This is a genomic window from Borrelia turcica IST7 (assembly GCF_003606285.1).
In the GTDB taxonomy this organism is placed as follows: domain Bacteria; phylum Spirochaetota; class Spirochaetia; order Borreliales; family Borreliaceae; genus Borrelia; species Borrelia turcica.
This window is the reverse complement of record NZ_CP028884.1, coordinates 261,096-279,848: the sequence shown is the minus strand read 5'-3', so window position 1 is coordinate 279,848 and position 18,753 is coordinate 261,096. Positions and strand designations below refer to the sequence as shown.

At 28.7% G+C, this 18,753-nt stretch carries 13 protein-coding genes and 1 tRNA gene; 3 read left to right on the top strand and 11 right to left on the bottom strand.

Annotation, left to right across the window (positions count from 1 at the left end; translation table 11 throughout):
* The first annotated feature begins 7 nt into the window (after positions 1-7).
* Positions 8-802 carry an undecaprenyl-diphosphate phosphatase gene (locus DB313_RS01330; protein WP_120104066.1) on the top strand — a complete coding sequence of 265 codons (795 nt, stop codon included), beginning with the start codon at positions 8-10 and terminating at the stop codon, positions 800-802.
* Between the two features lie 21 nt (positions 803-823).
* Positions 824-3,178 carry a DNA translocase FtsK gene (locus DB313_RS01325; RefSeq protein WP_120104065.1) on the top strand — a complete coding sequence of 785 codons (2,355 nt, stop codon included), beginning with the start codon at positions 824-826 and terminating at the stop codon, positions 3,176-3,178.
* A 42-nt stretch (positions 3,179-3,220) separates the two neighbouring features.
* On the opposite strand, the gene rpsU is transcribed toward DB313_RS01325, so the two are convergent.
* From rpsU to DB313_RS01305, 4 genes are read right to left on the bottom strand one after another with little or no spacing between them, the layout of a single operon-like run.
* Positions 3,221-3,433, bottom strand: coding sequence for a 30S ribosomal protein S21 (gene rpsU, locus DB313_RS01320; protein ID WP_120104064.1), 213 nt, complete (start codon positions 3,431-3,433; stop codon positions 3,221-3,223).
* Between the two features lie 16 nt (positions 3,434-3,449).
* Complete coding sequence (locus DB313_RS01315) at positions 3,450-4,361, bottom strand: M23 family metallopeptidase (protein WP_420808985.1); 912 nt, start codon at positions 4,359-4,361, stop codon at positions 3,450-3,452.
* Between the two features lie 26 nt (positions 4,362-4,387).
* Positions 4,388-6,502: a single-stranded-DNA-specific exonuclease RecJ gene (gene recJ, locus DB313_RS01310; protein ID WP_120104062.1), complete on the bottom strand. Its 2,115-nt coding sequence runs from the start codon at positions 6,500-6,502 to the stop codon at positions 4,388-4,390.
* A 23-nt stretch (positions 6,503-6,525) separates the two neighbouring features.
* Complete coding sequence (locus DB313_RS01305; protein ID WP_120104061.1) at positions 6,526-7,212, bottom strand: hypothetical protein; 687 nt, start codon at positions 7,210-7,212, stop codon at positions 6,526-6,528.
* A gap of 95 nt (positions 7,213-7,307) precedes the next feature.
* On the opposite strand from DB313_RS01305, the gene lon reads away from it, so the two are divergent.
* Positions 7,308-9,728, top strand: coding sequence for an endopeptidase La (lon, locus tag DB313_RS01300; RefSeq protein ID WP_120104060.1), 2,421 nt, complete (start codon positions 7,308-7,310; stop codon positions 9,726-9,728).
* 23 nt (positions 9,729-9,751) lie between these two features.
* Here lon and DB313_RS01295 read toward each other — a convergent pair whose 3' ends face one another.
* From DB313_RS01295 to rdgB, 7 genes are all read right to left on the bottom strand, one after another.
* Positions 9,752-12,040, bottom strand: a complete 2,289-nt coding sequence (locus DB313_RS01295; RefSeq protein WP_120104059.1) for an efflux RND transporter permease subunit — start codon at positions 12,038-12,040, stop codon at positions 9,752-9,754.
* Positions 12,041-12,050: 10 nt separating this feature from the next.
* The gene (gene leuS / locus DB313_RS01290; RefSeq protein ID WP_120104058.1) at positions 12,051-14,579 is read right to left on the bottom strand and encodes a leucine--tRNA ligase; all 2,529 of its coding nucleotides are present in this window, start codon (positions 14,577-14,579) and stop codon (positions 12,051-12,053) included.
* A 140-nt stretch (positions 14,580-14,719) separates the two neighbouring features.
* Positions 14,720-14,803: transfer RNA gene (locus DB313_RS01285), tRNA-Leu, on the bottom strand.
* 19 nt (positions 14,804-14,822) lie between these two features.
* Positions 14,823-15,431, bottom strand: a complete 609-nt coding sequence (locus DB313_RS01280; RefSeq protein WP_120104057.1) for a DedA family protein — start codon at positions 15,429-15,431, stop codon at positions 14,823-14,825.
* A gap of 10 nt (positions 15,432-15,441) precedes the next feature.
* Positions 15,442-16,146 (bottom strand): phosphatidylcholine synthase, encoded by a 705-nt coding sequence (gene pcsA, locus DB313_RS01275; RefSeq protein ID WP_120104056.1) that lies wholly within the window; start codon positions 16,144-16,146, stop codon positions 15,442-15,444.
* 15 nt (positions 16,147-16,161) lie between these two features.
* Complete coding sequence (gene pepF, locus DB313_RS01270; protein ID WP_120104055.1) at positions 16,162-17,931, bottom strand: oligoendopeptidase F; 1,770 nt, start codon at positions 17,929-17,931, stop codon at positions 16,162-16,164.
* A gap of 125 nt (positions 17,932-18,056) precedes the next feature.
* A complete protein-coding gene (gene rdgB, locus DB313_RS01265; RefSeq protein ID WP_120104054.1) occupies positions 18,057-18,656 on the bottom strand; it encodes an RdgB/HAM1 family non-canonical purine NTP pyrophosphatase in 600 nt (199 codons plus the stop codon).
* Positions 18,657-18,753: the final 97 nt, after the last annotated feature.

Here is an 18,753-nt window from a genome sequence, read left to right as displayed (position 1 = left end):
AGAACTAATGGTTAATCTTTTTAAGATTATTATTTTAGGAATTATACAAGGAATTACTGAGTTTTTGCCTATATCTAGTTCAGGCCATTTATTACTTTTAAAAAAGTTCATGGGTCTTGAAATTCCAATAGTATTTGATATTTATTTGCACTTTGCAACTGCTTTGGTTGTAATGATTTATTATCGAGGGCGAATATTAGAGCTTTGTCTAAGTTTAGTAAGATTTTTTTTAAGAAAAAATACTGTATTGGATTTAGAGAATTTGAAGGTAATATTACTTATATTAACGATTACTTTTATCACAGCGTTTATTGGTATTTTTATAGGAACATTTGAAGGAATATTTACTCTTAATATAGTTTTACTGAACTTTGTTTTAACGGGTATTTTATTGTTATTACTTGAATCTAGGCTTTTGATTTTTGACTTTAAAAATAATGTTCTCTTTTCAGGGATTTTTATTGGGGTGATGCAGGGAATTGGTGCAATGCCAGGTATTTCTCGTTCAGGAATTACAATTTTTGCCTCAATTTTTCTTGGATTTAGCAGGCCAAAAGCATGCGAGATTTCATTTTTATCTTTGATTCCTATTGTATTTGGGGGTTTATTTTTGAAGCGAAAGGAGTTATTTGCTTTGAATATGGTTTTTAATATTTTTGAAATAAACTTAGGAGCAGTTATTGCTTTTGTTATTGGACTATTTTCAATAAGTTTATTTGTCAGGATACTCAAAGGAAGCAAAACTTATTATTTTTCAGCTTATTTATTTGCTCTCTCAAGTGTGGTTTATTTCTTTTTTTAATTTTAATAGAGTGAATAGTGTATGAAGAATTTTTATCAGTATTTTCAATTTTTGTTTTTTTTTATGTTGGCTATTATATCATTTTCTCTTTGTGTAGCATTAACTCCCATAGGGAATATATTTGTATTTTTTATTTTTAACTTAATAGGGCAAATGTTGCTAAATACTTTCTCATTTCTGTCATTTTATTTAATACTTTATCCTCTTGTAAATTGGTATGTTTATAAAAACAATATGCTTAGTAAGAGATTTATATTTAACTGGAACTATACAGTTATTTTATTTTTTACGCTAACATTTTGGTTAAAAATTAATTCTAAGCTTGAAGGTTCTAATGTTATTAATTGGTTTTTGAGTAATTTTGGAATAGTTCTTGGTAATTTTTTTATTTTTCTTGTTTTAATTTTAGAATTTATTATTTGGATTTATTTGAATTATGTCTTTTTCAAGAATACTAATTTTATACTAGATACGGTTCAGTTTTTAGGATTTAAGTTTAAAATCTTGTTTGAAAGTTTGTTTGCTTATTTTCCTTTTTTAAGCTCTTTAAGGGTTAAAAAAGACATTAAAGTATATGAAGATTTTGATAATGATTTGGATAAAAATGAACCTTCTAGTGAAAGGGATAATATTATTAATGGGGAAGAGTATCAAGCATTGTGGTCTTTTAATACATTTTTAAGACAGTCTAATAAACCTTCTAGTGTGAATTTAGATAAAACTGTTTTTGACCAGTCAAAGGGATTGGATAAGACATTATTAGATGAAAGACTAATGGAAAATCAAGATTTGCAAGATGCTCAATATGATTTAGATAGTGATGAATCTCGGTATAAACCGTTGTCAAAGTTTGATAGTAATAAGCTTGTAGCTAGTGGAAAAATTAAGGCTAGTGATATAAGGCATAAGGGAATAATAGATAGTATTGCTAAAGTTTCAGGTGAAAATTTATTAGCAAATAGAAACAATAGTGACTATTTTATAGATATTTCTGTTTTTGATAAAAGAGAGCCCAAGAGTGAGACAGAAGACATTGAGTATGAGAGAGAGATTCAAAAACAATCAATGATTTTACAGGAAACTTTTAAAGAATTTAATATTAATGCTAAGCTTATTGATGTTATTAAAGGCCCTGTTGTTACTATGTATGCTGTTCGTCCCGACAAGGGTATTAAGCTTTCAAGGATAACTTCTATATCGGATAACATTGCCCTAAGGCTTGCAGCAGTTAGAGTTCGGATTATCGCACCAATACCTGGCAAAGAAGCTGTAGGGATTGAAATTCCTAATAAAAGACGTGAGTTTATTTTAATCTCAGAGATAATAGATAGTAAAGAATTTAGAGATAATTTCAAAATTCCTTTTGCACTTGGTAAAGAAATTAGTGGAGGTAATGTTGTTTTTGATCTTGTTAATGCTCCTCACCTTTTAATAGCAGGTGCTACTGGGGCTGGTAAGTCAGTTTGTGTTAACTCGCTTATTGCTTCTATTCTTTTTTCTAAGTCACCAGATGAAATTAAACTTATAATGATAGATCCTAAAATAGTTGAACTTAAGCTTTTTAATGATATTCCACATTTGCTAACTCCTGTTATTACTGATGTAAATAGAGCTTTAGAGGCTCTTCGTTGGTGTCTTGATGAGATGGAGAGAAGATATGTACTTCTTGATAATTTTCTTGTCAGAGATATTAATGCTTATAATAGAAAAATAATAGAAGAGGGATTAAATGAAGTCCCTTTGCCTTATCTTGTAATTATTATTGATGAATTTGCAGATCTTATCCTTTCTGCAAGAAAAGATTTGGAGAATTTAATTTCTAGACTTGCAGCTATGGCTAGGGCTGTTGGAATACATTTGGTTCTTGCTACTCAAAGACCGTCTGTTGATGTTATTACGGGAGTAATAAAGGCTAATTTTCCTTCAAGAATTTCTTTTATGGTAGCTAGTGCTATGGATTCAAGGATAATTCTTGGAACTTCAGGTGCTGAGAAGCTTTTAGGAAGAGGGGATATGCTTTATGTTAGTCCTACTACTCCTTTCCCTCAAAGAATTCAAGGTGGATTTTTGAATGAAAAGGAAGTTTACAGATTAGTTGAAGAGGTGAAGAAATTTGGCGCTCCAAATTATATTGATGATGAGATATTTATTGATAGTGTAGGTGAGGCAGATAAGGTAGCTCTTGACCCTTCAGATGAACCTATGTTTGAAGAAGCTCTTGAGATTGTTCGTTCTACTAAGAAGGCCTCTGCTTCCTATCTGCAAAGACGACTCAAAATAGGGTACAATAGAGCTGCAAGGATTATTGAACTTATGGAAGAGATGGGATATGTAGGTCCTATAAAGGGCTCAAAACCACGAGATGTCTTTATTTAGTTTAAAATAAAAGAGAGATATTCAATGTAGAATATCTCTCTTTTATTGTCTTCCAATTTTTTGTTTTAATTTTCTGACTTTTTTAGCTTGTTTTCTTTTGAATGCTTTTTCTTTCTTCACTCGAATGGTGGACGGCTTCTCATAGTATTCTCTTCTTTTCCATTCTCGAATTATTGCTTCTTTCTCAATCATTCTTTTAAAACGTTTCAATGCTTTTTCTAGACCTTCATTTTTGTCCACATTGACAGTTACCAAAAAATCACCCCCTTTATTACTCTATTCTTTTAATATGATTGATTATTCTATTTTTGTCAATAAGCATGTGTTCTAAGAAGAAATCTGGATTTATAGCAACTCCATTAATTCTAACTTCAAAGTGTAGATGAGGTCCTGTTGAAATTCCTGTGTTTCCAACATGTCCAATATATTCTCCTGTGTGAACTATTTTGTTTTCTGTAACTCCAAATTTTGATAGATGTAAATAAATTGTAAATACACCCGGTAAGTGTTGAATAATTACAGTTTTTCCAGTAATTTCCCTATCTCTTGCAAATACTACTTTCCCTCTGCCAGCTGCGAAAATAGGTGTTTTTTCTCTTTTAAAAGTCGCATAATCTTTACCGTTATGCATTGTGAGTTTTGATATTTTTTTATTGTCTTGCATATAAATTCTTTGGTCTCCATAAGGACTGCTTATTCTATATTGGTCTTTGATAGGGTGAACTAAGGTATCGTAGTGGTATATTGTTGTGTCTCCTATGTTTCCAATTATATTCCATAATATGAGAGCTTGTTCTTTGGCTTTTGCTGACTTTTGACGCTTAAAAAGTGTTGCTTTTTTTTTATCTAACTTGACAGTTGTTTTTTTAAATTCGAATTTTTTTATTTCTATTTCCTTGATGTATTTTTTATTCTCAAATTCTATTTCAATTTCCCTTATTCCTTCTTTAATCATTGGTGTAATTCCTAGTAGAGCTATATGATATGTTTTGTTATCTACTTTAAATTTAAAGGGATAAGAGCTTAAAATAGGCTTTTTATTATTACTTAATAGGGATAGTTTTTTAAAATTTTTGTTGCTTGCAAAGTAAGTGCATTCTCCTTGAAAAACTTCTCTTTTATAACAACCCATTAATGCAGTATCATTTGCTACATTAATATTGAATAAAATAATGAAGCTCATAAGAATAAAGCTTTTTATGCTAAGCATTAATTTACTCTCTTTTTAATGTCCATAATTTTTAGAATTTTATCACTTTGATTGTAGAAATCTTCGCTAACTGTGAATATTATATCTATATTTTGTCCATCTTTAATCCCGAGCTCTTGAATATTTTTAGTACCGTTAAAGTAAATAGCTCTGTAGTAGTCTTGATTATTTTTAATTTTCATGCTTATATGTTTTGAAGTCCCATTTTTATCAATTGTTCTGAGATCTTGAACGGATACATCTTCCATGGTTAAGATAAATTCTCTAAATCCATGTCCGTAAGGTTCAAATAAGTCAATTATTTTTAAAAGCTCTTCTTTTTTAAAGTCTTTGGGTATAATGGCATCAATGAGTATGGAGTCTTCACGTAAATCATTGTATTCTATTTCTTCAAGAGCATGTTCAAGTTTTTTAATGAACTCATTTAGCACATCCTCATAAAGCGTAAAACCAGCGGCCGCTTTATGACCTCCAGAATTTATTAATAAAGAGCATGGTATCATTGAGATTAAATCTTTTGAATTGATTTTATTGTTTGATCTTATAGAACCTTTAATTATATTGCCTTGTTTTGTCAAAAAAACAGCAACTTTTTGATAGTAAGAGGACAGTCTTGTTGCCATTCTAGAACTAATACCCTTTGGAGTATGTTTGTCATAACATACAATGAATTTATCATTTTTGAAAATGGTATTCTCGTTATGTGTATTCCAAGAGATATCTTCCTTTTGTTTTCTTAAAGTGTTTATATTTTTAATTTCTTTAAACTTGTTTTCTATGTTATTAATGTCTTCGTTTAATAAAAATTTAATTGTAATATCTGCTTTTTCAAGCCTTCCTGTTGAATTCAATATAGGAGCAATCTTAAAAGCTATATCTGATGAGTTTATTATTGGCTTTGTTAATAAGTTAGCATCTTTTAGTAAACAGTTAATGGGAATTCTCTCTTTTAGTGCAATTTCTTTAAGTCCCTCTTTTACAACTATTCGATTTTCATTAATAATTGGCATATTATCAGCAATGGTTCCTATTGCAACAAATTTAAGATTTTTAAGGCATTTTTTTAGTAAATCTTTATTTATTTCAAATAAGATGTTATAAAAAACATAATATAGCTTGTCTTTGATATGAGTTTCTTTATATTTAAAGTACTTTATAATTTGAATGAGTTCTTTTAGTGTTTTTTTAGCAAATTTTGGATATTTTCTTATAAAATCTTCACTAATATCAATTGTTTCAATATCTATTTTTTGATTAAAGAATTCATTTAAAAGTTGATTTTGTTCATTTTTGTTAAATACGATTATGTATTTGTCTTTTGAAAATGCTTCTAGCTTATTGATATTAATTTGTAGGTCATTATTGCTTTCTAGTGAGAGATGTTTTTTTAAAATGTAGTTATTTATCTCTATTGCATCAAGAACAATTTTATTACTCATTTTTTCTAAAAATAAAAACACAATGTTTTTGTTATAAAGATTGGTGGTGGATAGATAGAAGGCAAGACATGCTTTAAAGCTAACATAGCATCCAGCTATTTCTTTAAATGGAGATAAATCGCCTTTTAAATGGGGATTAATAATAATAATTTCTGTGTCAAGCTCTTTGTTGGGAAGATGGTGATCTGTAATAATTACTTCTATATTTTTTGATCTTGCATAATTTGCTTCTTCAATATTAGAAATACCACAATCAACGGTAATTATTATTGATATTTTATCTTCATGAGCTTTGTCAATTAGTTCTTTTGTAATGCCATAAAATTCTCCATTAGAGGGTATCTTGTATGTTACATTAAGACCAAAATCTTTAAGTGTTTCATACATTATGATTGTAGCCGTGATTCCGTCAGCGTCTTTGTCTCCAAAGATTAATACATTTTCATTCTCTTCAATAGCCTCATTTATTCTATAAATGAATTTATCTATGTTTTTGAGTAGGAAAGGATTATGCATTAAATTTACACTATCTTCAATAAAGAACAAAAAGTCTTCTTCCTTGATTTCTCTTCTCATGAGCAGTGTTGCTTCAAGGAGGCTAATATTATATTTCTTTGTAATATTTATTATGTCTTCTTTTTTTATATCAATTTCTTTTTTTTTCCAAATTTTCATTTCTTGTTTCCAGTTTGTTTTATTTAGAGTAATGTTTTTTCAAATTCTGCATTTATTTTATTTTTTATCATAAATTCAATAAGTGCTTTTGATTTACTGGGTAAATCTATGAGTAAGGAAGAACTTATATTCTTTTGAATTGTATCTTTTAAATATTTAAAACTTTCTGTATTAATATAGTGATTTTTGTTACTAGTACAATTTATGCAATTAAAACCATTAATATGCGTGTCATAATGATAATTATTTTCTATTTGTTTATTACATGTGAAACATGAATTTGATAAATAGAGAAAGCCTTTTATTATTAAAAATCTTATCTTGTATTGTAAGTCAACTAAATATGCTTTTTCCATAGTTGAAGTGTTAAGAACATCTGTAGCTTTTGTGAATAACTCAAAACATTCTCCGTCGTCAAAACTTAAATTAATTAATTTTAACCAAAGATTAATGATTATTAGTTTTTCATAAGTTAGATCTTTTAAAATAAATTCTTCGTCATTGACTTCTATTATTTTACATAAATTATTTTCTTTTACGATCTCAAAATTGGCCTTCACTAACGTATTAATGTTTGATTTAAATTTTTTTATGGTGGAACTGTAAACAATTGTATTAATGATTCCTTTTGGATGAAATAAACTTAAAAAATAATAATTCTTTTTATGATATGAAGTTATTATGATAGCATTAATTTTATTAAACTGCATTATACATTATTGTATAATAAAAGAATTCAATATTAAATGAATTTTCATAAAAATTTTCTTTTGTTATAATTGAGCTTAAGGAGATTTAATCTTTTATGGAAGAATTAAAAAACACTGACTCTAAGGGGAAAAAGCATTCAAATGATTCTGCTGCCATTTTACCTCATTTTGATAAGCCTGTAAGAGTGCCTTTAATTGCAGTTCCATCACACCCTATATTCCCGGGTATGTTTATTCCGATTATTATAGTTTCTGATACTGATATGAAAGCTGTTGATTATGTTAATAAGGGCAATGGTATTGTCTCCTTATTTGTTTTGCGTGATAAGTTTTTAGAAAAAACTGGAAATAAGAGCGATAAAATAGCTATCAATTATAAACGGGATGTTTATTCTGTTGGTATTACTGCTAAGATAGTGAAAAAAATTAATCTTCCTGATGGTGGATATAATATTTTTGTTTCAACTATTGACAGGGTTAAGTTTGTTAAGGTTGTTCTTAATGAAGATTTTCCAATAATTGAGGTTGAGTATTTAAAGCAGATTCCAGTTAAGAAAGATGATTTACAGTCAAAGGCAATCTATAGTAGCATTTTGCTTAGGACAAAAGAAATATTTTCACATAGGAAGATGCCGGAAGTTCAGTTAAATATGGTAAACATTGAGGATAAGGGTCGATTATGTGATGTTGTAGCAGGAATGATTTCATCTTCAAAAGAATCTCATCAAGAAGTGCTTGAGACTTTAAGTATAAAGGATAGACTTAAAAAGGTTTTAGAATTAATTTATGAAGAATTAAATTTAATTGAAATTCAAAATAAAATTACTAGGGGTATTCAGGAAAAGTTAGAAAAACAACAAAAAGAATTCTTTTTAAAAGAACAACTTAAAGCTATTAAGGCTGAACTTGGTTTAGGAGATGATAAGAATAGTTATTTTGTGAAACTTAAAGCTAAAATAAACTCTTTGGCATTAAAGGGTGAAGCTTTAGAAGCAGTGGAGAGGGAACTTGAAAAATTTTCATTTCTTGAGACAAATTCGTCAGAGTATATTGTGGTTAGAAATTATCTTGAACTTATTACTAATCTTCCTTGGGGAGAGTCTAGGATTGATTTTGATAAATTTGATTTACAGAAAGCAAAAAAGATTTTAGATAAGACACATTATGGAATGGGGGAAGTTAAAGATAGGATTATTGAATATATTTCTGTTCTTAAATTAAGGAAATCTCAACGAGGAGCTATTATGCTTTTAGTTGGACCTCCTGGAGTTGGTAAAACTTCAATAGGGACAGCTATTGCTAAGGTTCTTAAGACAAAATTTTTCAGGTTTTCTGTAGGTGGTATGAGGGATGAATCAGAGATTAAGGGACATAGAAGGACTTATGTTGGTGCTTTGCCAGGAAAGATTATTCAGGGATTAAGGATTACAAAGACAAATTCTCCTGTTTTTTTAATAGATGAGATTGATAAAGTTTCATCATCTAATTATGGTGATCCATTTTCAGTTCTTCTTGAAGTTTTAGACCCTGAACAAAATATTAATTTTAGAGATCATTACCTAGACTTGCCTTTTGATATTTCTAATGTGTTTTTTATTTTGACAGCTAATTCTGTTGAGACAATACCTAATCCTTTATTAAATAGAATGGAAGTAATTCAGCTTTCAGGATATGTTGATGATGAGAAAATAGAAATAGCAAGAAAATATTTAATTTCTAAGGTTTTAAAGGAGAATGGAGTTAGTAAAGATTCTTTAAAATTTCAAGGTTCAGCTCTTGTTCAGATTGCTAGAGAATATGCAAGAGATAATGGGCTTAGAAATTTTGAAAAGTATATAAAGAAGATTGTAAGAAAAGTTGCAAGAAAGCTTGTTGAGGATGAATCTATTAAATCTTACCAAATATCTAAGGAAAATTTGGAAGAATATATTGGTGTGCCTGTGTTTAGAAAAGAAGAATTTTTAAACAAGGCTATGTCTCCAGGTATGGTAATGGGTCTTGCTTGGACAAATTATGGAGGTTCAACCTTGATAATTGAGACTGTCAAAACGGAAGCCAAGTCTTCTGGGATTAAATTGACAGGTAGACTTGGCGATGTTATGAAGGAATCTGCAAATATTGCATTTACTTATGTAAACAGTATTAGAAATAAAATTAAGATAGACAAGTCTTTTTTTGAGAAGTATATGATTCACTTACATATACCAGAAGGTGCTATTCCAAAAGATGGGCCTTCTGCTGGTATTACTATTGCCAGTGCTTTTATATCACTGGCTCTTAATAAAGCTGTTAGACCTCATTTGGCTATGACTGGAGAATTATCATTAACGGGAAATGTAATGGCCATTGGAGGATTGAGAGAGAAAATAATCGCGGCTAAGCGAAGTGGAGTTGAGCATGTTATTATTCCTATAGCAAATAAAGTGGATCTTGACGAAATACCTATTAACATTAAGAATGGAATAAATTTTCATCTAGTCAATAATATGAATGAGGTTATTAAATTATTATTTTAAGTATTATGTTGAGTTCTATTACTTTATAATGTTGTTTTTTCACTTACTATCTTTAATGCTTTAATTTTAGGCTTGAAGAGATAAATAAGTAATGGGAGTAGTGTGAGTGAAGCAAGAGAAGTTGTTAGCATTGTAAAAGCTATGATGGCGCCAAGTGTTGCGATTATTTTATAAGTAGAAAATATTAATGTTAAGAATCCTATACCTACTGATATTGAATTTGCAAAAATTCCATTAAATACATTGGGAATTGATTCAAGTAAAGCCTTTTTATAATCGTTAATTTTTTGATAATTTAATTTGAATGCATTAAAAAAGTGAATTGAATAATCTACTCCTACACCCATACTAACGGATGCAATTGTTGCTGTTGCAGGATTTAGTGTTATACCAAAAAGTCTCATTACAGCAAAATTCAGGAATACGGACCATGCTACTGGAATTGCAATGATTATTCCAGTTTTAATTGATTTAAAGAATATCATTAGCAATATTGTTATTGCACTAAGTGTTGTAATAATATTAGTAATTTGTTCTGCTACCATAGTTTTAGATATCAATATTTTGTCATAAGCACCTGAGAAGTGATATTCATATCCTGGCATATGCTTGTTAAGTAAATTCCTTGCATAATCTGCGAAGATTTTTATTTCCTCAGTTGAATTTTTATCAATTCTTACAATAATTGATATTTGAGACCAATCGTCATTGACATACATTTTGGTCATGTTTTTAATGGAATTACTTCTGCTAATTAAAAGAATTAGCTTATTTAATATGGGTTGATTCTCAGGGAGCCTGTATTCATTCGGATTTTCTTTCTTAAATTTAAAGTTCATAAATCTTATGATACCGTTTATTGAGCTAGATTGTGTTTTATCACTAAATGCGTCAATCTTATCTGTAATTAAATCCAAATTTTTCATATTTTTTGCATTTTTAAATGCTCCAGGAGTGCCTTTGATTTCAATTTTAATGATTGAAATTCCTCCTATCTCTTTTTGCATCAAATTTAATGTTTGCTTTACGCTTGTATATTCTTGAAAATAATCTTTTTCATCAAAGTTAATTTCTATTCTTAGAAGGCCTACAATAGATATGAATAAAATAAATAGAGTTATGATAGACGATAGATATTTATTGCTTAGTATCCAATTTGTGATTTTCTGGTTTATTATTGAAAGTTTTTCAAGAAAGCTGTTTTTGGTGATTTTGCTTTTATTTATTATTTTATGTTTAAATGGAATGTAAACTAGTATTCCAGGTAATACTAATAAGGACATAATCATTCCAATAATTACTCCTGTTGCCATAAAAATTCCCATTGTTCTATATGCATGAATTGATGAAGTCATTAATGACAAAAAGCCAAGAGCTGTTGTAAGAGAGGTTAAAAGTATTGGTACTCTTAAAGTTTTTATTGTAGTAATTATTGTTTCCTTAGAAAAAGATTCTTTTTTTATTCTCTTAAGTATTCCATTTATTATGTGTACGGCATTAGCACATCCAATCGAAATAAGTAATACAATCATTGTGGTTTCTGGAACAGTAATAGGAGACCTCACAAGTCCTTTAATTCCAAAAGTCCAAGCTAATGCAAATGTTGCAATGAGTACGGGTATGAAGGCTCCTGCTATGTTTTTTACAACAAGATAAAGTGATAAAATGACTACAAGAGTAGCTAAGGGACCTAAAAATTTAAAGTCGTCAGCCATATAATTGAGTATTTTTTCTCTTACTACAAGATCTCCTGTCAAATAAAGCTTAAGTTCATCAGTTTCATATCTTTTAATTGTGGCTTCCATTTCTTCAAGTTCGCTTTTTAAGCTTCTACTAAAATTTGTTTTTTCGCTTTCTGTGGGAACAACTATAAAATAGGTTAAAGTTTCATCGTTGTTTAAGAATGTATTTTTTATAAATGATGTTGAATTTACTTTTTCTCTTATTTCATTTATTTCTTCATCTGTATAAATATCTTTTTTAAATTGTGGAAAGTAGGTAAATATGCTTGTAACAGAGTTAGGGGGTACTTTTAATATATTAGTTATATCATTTGCTACTTTATTAATTTTTTCAAAGGTTTCTTTATTAAAAATACTCTTTTTATCTTTAAATATTACAATTGTTGATAAGAGTGAATTACTTTTGTCTATGTCTATTATTCTCTCAGTTTCTTCGGTTTTTGGGATAAGCTTTAGAATATTAGAATCAAATTCTATGTTTTTCAAAAAAAAAGCTAAAAAAATAGTTATTAATGTGAAAATAAGGAATATAAGGAGTCTGTATTTAATGGTTAGTTTCTCAAAATTCATTTCTGCCTCTTTATTTTATTACTATGTTTATAAGCTTATCTTTAACCGTAATTATTTTGAGTATTTGTTTGTTTTCTATATTTTGTATAATTTTGTTATTTTTTAGTGCAATTTCCTTAAGAATATCCTCATCTGTTCCTTTACTTAGTACAATTTTGTCTCTTATTTTGCCATTGACTTGCAATACAATTTCTCTTGTTTCATCAATAATAAGACTTTGATTATATTTTGGCCATTTTGCATTCTTAAATATGCTAGAGGATTCTCCTATATACTCCCACAATTCTTCTCCTAAGTGGGGTGCAAATGGTGATAGTATGATAGTAAGGGGGTTAAATATTTCTTTATAGTTTTTATCATATTTTAAAAGTTCATTTACAAATATCATTAATGATGATATTGCGGTGTTGAAATTTAGATTTTCTATATCTTCTGTTACTTTTTTTATTGTTTTGTGAAGTTCGGATATGATTCCCCTAGGGGCTGTCTCTGTTACTAGTTCTTTATTCTTAATAGCCCAGATTTTATTTAAAAATCTAAAAATTCCAATTAGTCCTTGTGTATTCCAAGGTTTTGAATCAGTTAAAGGTCCCATGAACATTTCATAAATTCTCATTGAGTCAGCTCCATATTCATTAATAATGTCATCTGGGTTTATTACGTTTTTTAATGATTTTGACATTTTAGCAACTATTTGTTTTAATTCTTTGTTATTACTTTTGGAAAAAAATTTATTGTCTTTCTGTATGACCTCATCATTAGGAATGAGAATTCCGTTTTCATCTTGATATGCAAATGATGTTATCATTCCTTGATTTATAAGTTTCGTAAATGGTTCTTTTGTGTTAACATATCCTAAATCATATAGTACTTTGTGCCAAAATCTTGCGTATAAGAGATGTAATACGGAGTGCTCAGCACCTCCAATATAAAGATCAACTGGCATCCAGTAGTTAATTTTTTCTTTACTAGCAAATTCTTTTTCATTATTTGGGTCAAGATAGCGAAGATAGTACCAACAGGAGCCCGCCCATTGAGGCATTGTATTTGTTTCTCTCTTGTATATTTTTCCATTATATTTTACATTTACCCAGTCGTGAACTCTTGCTAAAGGAGATTCACCTGTACCTGATGGTTTATAATTTTCTATTTCTGGGAGTCTTAGAGGTAATTCATCTTCTTCTAGTGGTGTTTCATCTAGTTTCTCATCAAGTAAAATAGGAATAGGTTCGCCCCAGTATCTCTGCCTTGAAAAAACCCAATCTCTAAGTTTGTAATTAACCTTTTTCTTTCCCTTGTTATTCCTAATGAGCCATTCTATTACTCTTTCTTTTACTTCGCTAGTTTGTAGATTATTAAATTCTTTAGGTGTGTTAACAGAAACCCCATCTTCAATAAATGCTTTTTCTAGTATTTCGTTATTTCCTGTCTTTGAAACTACTTGTCTTATTTCTAAATTGTACTTTTTAGCAAATTCAAAATCTCTCTCATCATGTGCTGGAACACTCATTACAGCCCCAGTTCCGTAAGATCCAAGTACATAACTACCTATCCATATTGGGATTTCTTCTTGAGTAATTGGATTAATAGCATAGGCTCCTGTGAATAGTCCTGTTTTATCTTTTTCAAGAGAAGTTCTTTCAAGGTCGCTTTTAAGATATTCTTTATTTCTGTAATCTGATATAAGGGGTTTAAGTTCATCTTTCGTTATTTTATCTACTATTTTATTCTCTGGTGCTAGAACTAAATAGGTTACACCAAAGATTGTATCTGGTCTTGTAGTAAATACTTTAATTCTTTCTTTGCTGTCCTTTACTTCAAATTCGATTTCAGCTCCTATTGATTTTCCAATCCAGTTTTTCTGCATTTCTTTAACCGATTCAGGCCAGTCTACCTCCTTAAGGTCTTCAATTAATCTTTCTGCATATTCTGTGATTTTAAGTATCCATTGTCTTAAGGGTTTCCGTTCTACCTTGTGTAGCCCTCGTTCAGACTTTGGACCGCTAGATGTTTGTATAACTTCTTCATTTGATAATACTGTTCCAAGAGTAGGACAATACCAAACAGGCATTTCTTTTGTGTAAGCTAAACCCTTTTTATATAATTTTAGAAATATCCATTGTGTCCACCTGTAGTAGTTCTCATCATGAGTTCTAATTTCTCTATCCCAGTCATATGCAAATCCTAATGCTTTAATTTGTTCTTTAAATTTCTTAATGTTATCTTCTGTTATTTTTTTTGGATGAGTTCCTGTTTGTATTGCATAATTCTCTGCAGGAAGTCCAAAACTATCAAATCCCATTGGATGAAGTACATTAAATCCATTTAAAAGTTTATATCTTGCTAATATATCAGTTGCGGTGTAACCTTCGGGGTGTCCGACATGAAGTCCATTAGCTGAAGGGTAAGGAAACATGTCAAGAATGTAAATTCTTTTCTCTTTAGGAATACTCGGATCTTCATCAACTTTGTATGTTTTATGTTTATCCCAATAATCTTGCCATTTTTTTTCTATTTGTTTGAAACTGTATTCAGACATTTAGCCTCTCAGTGAATGAAATCGTTATTTTAAAAAATTTTACACTATTTCTACATTTTATAGCTATTTTATTGAAAAGTAAATTGATGTTTTAATTCTTTACTAACTTGAATTAATGAGGGTAAGGTTCTTTTGAATAATGCTGTGGACTGGACTTGAACCAGCACGAGCTTTCACCCACTAGCCCCTCAAGCTAGCGTGTCTACCACTTCCACCACCACAGCGTACAAACAATTATATTTTTTATTTAAAATGTTTGTCAACTTTTTGTGTTTTTTTATTCTTTATAAAAAACACAATTAAAATTATTATGGATAATGCGATAAATGCTATTAATAGTATTATTTTTATTTTAGGAAATATCATTTTAAATGATTCTCCTATTTTAAAGCTTAAAGTAAAGTAAATTGTAATTGATATAATAGCTGCAAAGAAATCAGCTAAAAGGAAATGACGAGGCCTCATGTTTCCCATTCCTGCGGATATAAATATTGCATTTCTGACACCAAATGGAATAAATCTGCCCAAAAAGAGAGTTAAACTTCCATATTTTCCATAGTAGTAATTCATTGTATCTATGAGTTTGTTAACTTTTGTTTCTTTCCTAAATAGTTTATATGCTAAAAATCTTCCTATGTAAAATGAAATTATATCGCCAATATATGCTCCCCAGAAAATTCCTAAAAATATTAAGATTGTGTATTCACTTTTTCGACTAGAAAGTATGCCACCCATTATTACTATTGCATCCTCGGAAATTGGAATGTTAAATCCCGCAAGGATAAGTAGTGTAAAGAATACCATGGGAGCATAGCCTATATTGAGATCTATAAATTCTAGTATTATATGCATAAATTTCTCGTTATTTTCTTCTTGTCTTGTATGTTAAATACAAGCTAATTAAGGTGAGATATAAAAGGTAAAAAATTATTAGCATTTTTGATATTTTTAAATAAGATTCTGGTAGCTTTATAAATATTGCCAATATTAATATTAAAGAAGTTAATATTGTTAAGGGAATTGTTAAAAGTTTAAATTCTTTGGTTTTTGACGGATAAATGAATTTAATTGGTGCGAAGCTTAAGGCAAGACATATTAGTATTATAATGAGATTTGTAGTTTGCCCTATATTGAAAATGAGATTGAAAATTATTAAGAAATTCCATAGAGAAGGAAAACCTCTAAAGAAATCATCGCTTGTTTTTGCATCTATTCTTGAAAATTGATATGCTGATGCGAATAAAATGCCAATGCAGATTATTATTTTGTATTCATCTTTTATGAAGTAGCCATAATAAAAAAATATTGTAGGAATAAATGTATAGTTTATATAATCTACAATATTGTCAAGAAGAGCACCATCAACTGTTGGGATTAATTCTTTTATCTTAAATTTTCTTGCCAATGTCCCATCAATCCCGTCAATTATAAGCCCTATAATTGTGAGTTTTAATAAAAGAGAATAATCGCCATTTACTATGGCGATTATTGAATAAAAACCAACTATTAAACCAGAAGCTGTTAAAATATGTACTGACCAAGCTACAATGAGATTTAAGTTTTTCAAAAGCCTGCCCCTTTATTAGAATAATTTTTTTACATCCTCAAGACGTTCTTTGAAAATATTAATTGTATTTTCTATTGTTGATTTTAATGTTAAATCAACTCCGGTAACTTTTAAAGAATCTAAGGGATATTTTGAACCTCCTGTCTTTAAAAATTCTATGTAATTCTTAATTGCATCTTTTTTGTTCTCTTTTATGTTTTTGTATATTAAAAGAGCAGCTGTAATTCCTGTTGCATATTGATACACATAGAAGGGTGAATAGAAATGAGGAATTCTAAGACATTCAAGAGAGCTATTTTCATCAAGCTTAAGACTTGAACCGAAATATTTTTTTAGTAAATTGGCATAAGTTGTCTTTAGTGTGTCTTTTACCACAGGTTCATCTTTATTAATCATACTATGAATAATATATTCAAATTCAGCAAACATTGTTTGTCTGAAAAATGTTGCAAGTAGATCATCTATTTGGGTTAATTTTATGTATTTTATTTTTTCAATATCTTTTTCATTTTGTAGTAAGTAATCTGCAAGTATTTGTTCATTCACTGTGGATGCTATTTCTGCCTCAAAAATAGAATATTGATATTGGGGGAATGGATTATTTTTAATGCTGAAATAAGAATGCATAGAATGACCTGCCTCGTGAGCTAAAGTAAACATGTCTCTTATTGATTCGTCTTTATAATTCATGAGTATGTAAGGTTTGCCATTGTAAGACCCTGCACTAAAAGCTCCTGACCTTTTCCCTTTATTTTCATAAATATCAACCCAACGCTCTTTAAAAAATCCTTTTCTTAGCACTTCAGTATATTCACTTCCTAGTATTGCTAAAGAATGTAAGATTTTTTCACAAGCTTCATTAAAAGAATTTTTAAATTTTATGTCTTTTGTTAGAGGAACATAAACATCATAGTGATTAAGATATTCTTGATTGAGTATGTTTTTTCTAAAGTCATAATATTCATGAAGAGTGGATAAATTTTCATTAACTGTTTCAATTAAATTTGTATAAACTTTTTTGTCAATATTATTTTTAAAAAGCTTCATTGAAATAGTGTCTTCAAATTTTCTTGTTTTGGCCAAAAATTTATTTTTATTTATATCAGCAATTAAAAGATTGGACAATGTATTTTCATGTTTTTGATATTCTTTGTAAAATTTTAAGAAAGCATTTTTTCTTATCTCTTGATTTTCATTATGAAGAAATAAGCTGTAGGTGGAATTAGTTAAAGGTTTCCCGTCAATCTCTCCAAATTCCATATCAGCATTTGTTAGTGAAGAGAATATGTCATTATAAGATGAATAAAGAGAAGTATAATTAGCTAATATTTTCTCTTCATCTTCACTTAAAATGTGTTCTTTTTCTCTTAGTATGTGTTCAACAGCTATTTTTTTATCTTTTAGTTCGCTATCCTCAAGCCACTCCTTTACTTGTTTTATGTCTGCCTTTAATATTTTTGGAATAAAAAATGAAGTAGTATTTGATACTTCTGTTTCTAAGTTGACATTTATTGTTCTAAGTTCATTTGAATCTTTATTACTTACATCTGTTTCTAGTTGAAGATAAGTGTAATAAGTTGTTCTTTCTAATTTTTCTGCAATTTCGTAATAAGCGTTTAGAGACTGTTTGAATGCGTTTAAATCAAATTCTAGGTTTTCATATTTCTTAAACTCTTCAAGTTTTAATTTGATTTCTTTTACCTCTTGTTTATATTCTTCATTACTTTTAAATAAAGAAGATAAATCCCATTTGTCATCTTCATTGACTTTACTTCTATCTATCATTAAATTTTCTCCTTTACTTTAATAGGACATTAATTGTAAATATGAATAGTAATTATTTTAAATCTTTGCTTCCAATTTTACAAGAAATCAAATATTTATATGTGGTCGATTCTTGAATTTTGGTATTAAGCTAAATTTTTTATTATAAATTTTTTAAATTTAGTAAATGCAATTCCTCTATGGGATATTTTATTTTTTTCTGAAAGATTCAATTCACTGAGTCTTTTATTGTTATTAGTTAGGAAAATTGGATCATATCCAAATCCATTTTTTTGACAATAATCAATATTAGAAGCAATGCTACCATTAAAGACACCTTCAAAGTTACTTATTTGTCCATCTGTTGAAATATGGCTAATTATACATACAAAATACGCTGCTCTATTTTCTTTATTTTTCATTAAATCGATAATGAGCTGATTTTTTTCGTGAGTACTGAGTTTTTTTCCAAGTTTATATTTGTCATATCTTTTAGAATAAATGCCAGGCTCTAGATTTAAAGCTTCAATACATAGTCCAGAATCTTCACTAAAAACATGTTGTTTCCTATCTAAAAGTTCAAATAAAGCTTTTGCTTTGAGTAAGGAATTTTCTTTAAAAGTTGTACCTGTTTCTTGTACATCAAAATTTTTAGGAATTTCAAGTTTTATATTAGGGATATTTAAAATTTGCTTTACTTCGTTTATTTTGTTTATATTAGTAGTTGCAAAAAATAATGTTTTCATTGTATAAATAATAAATCATTTATTTTGGTTTGTATATTTTTACGTCACTTGTAACATTGTTACTGTAAGCATTTGTGGTGATTAATTTGTGAATTAT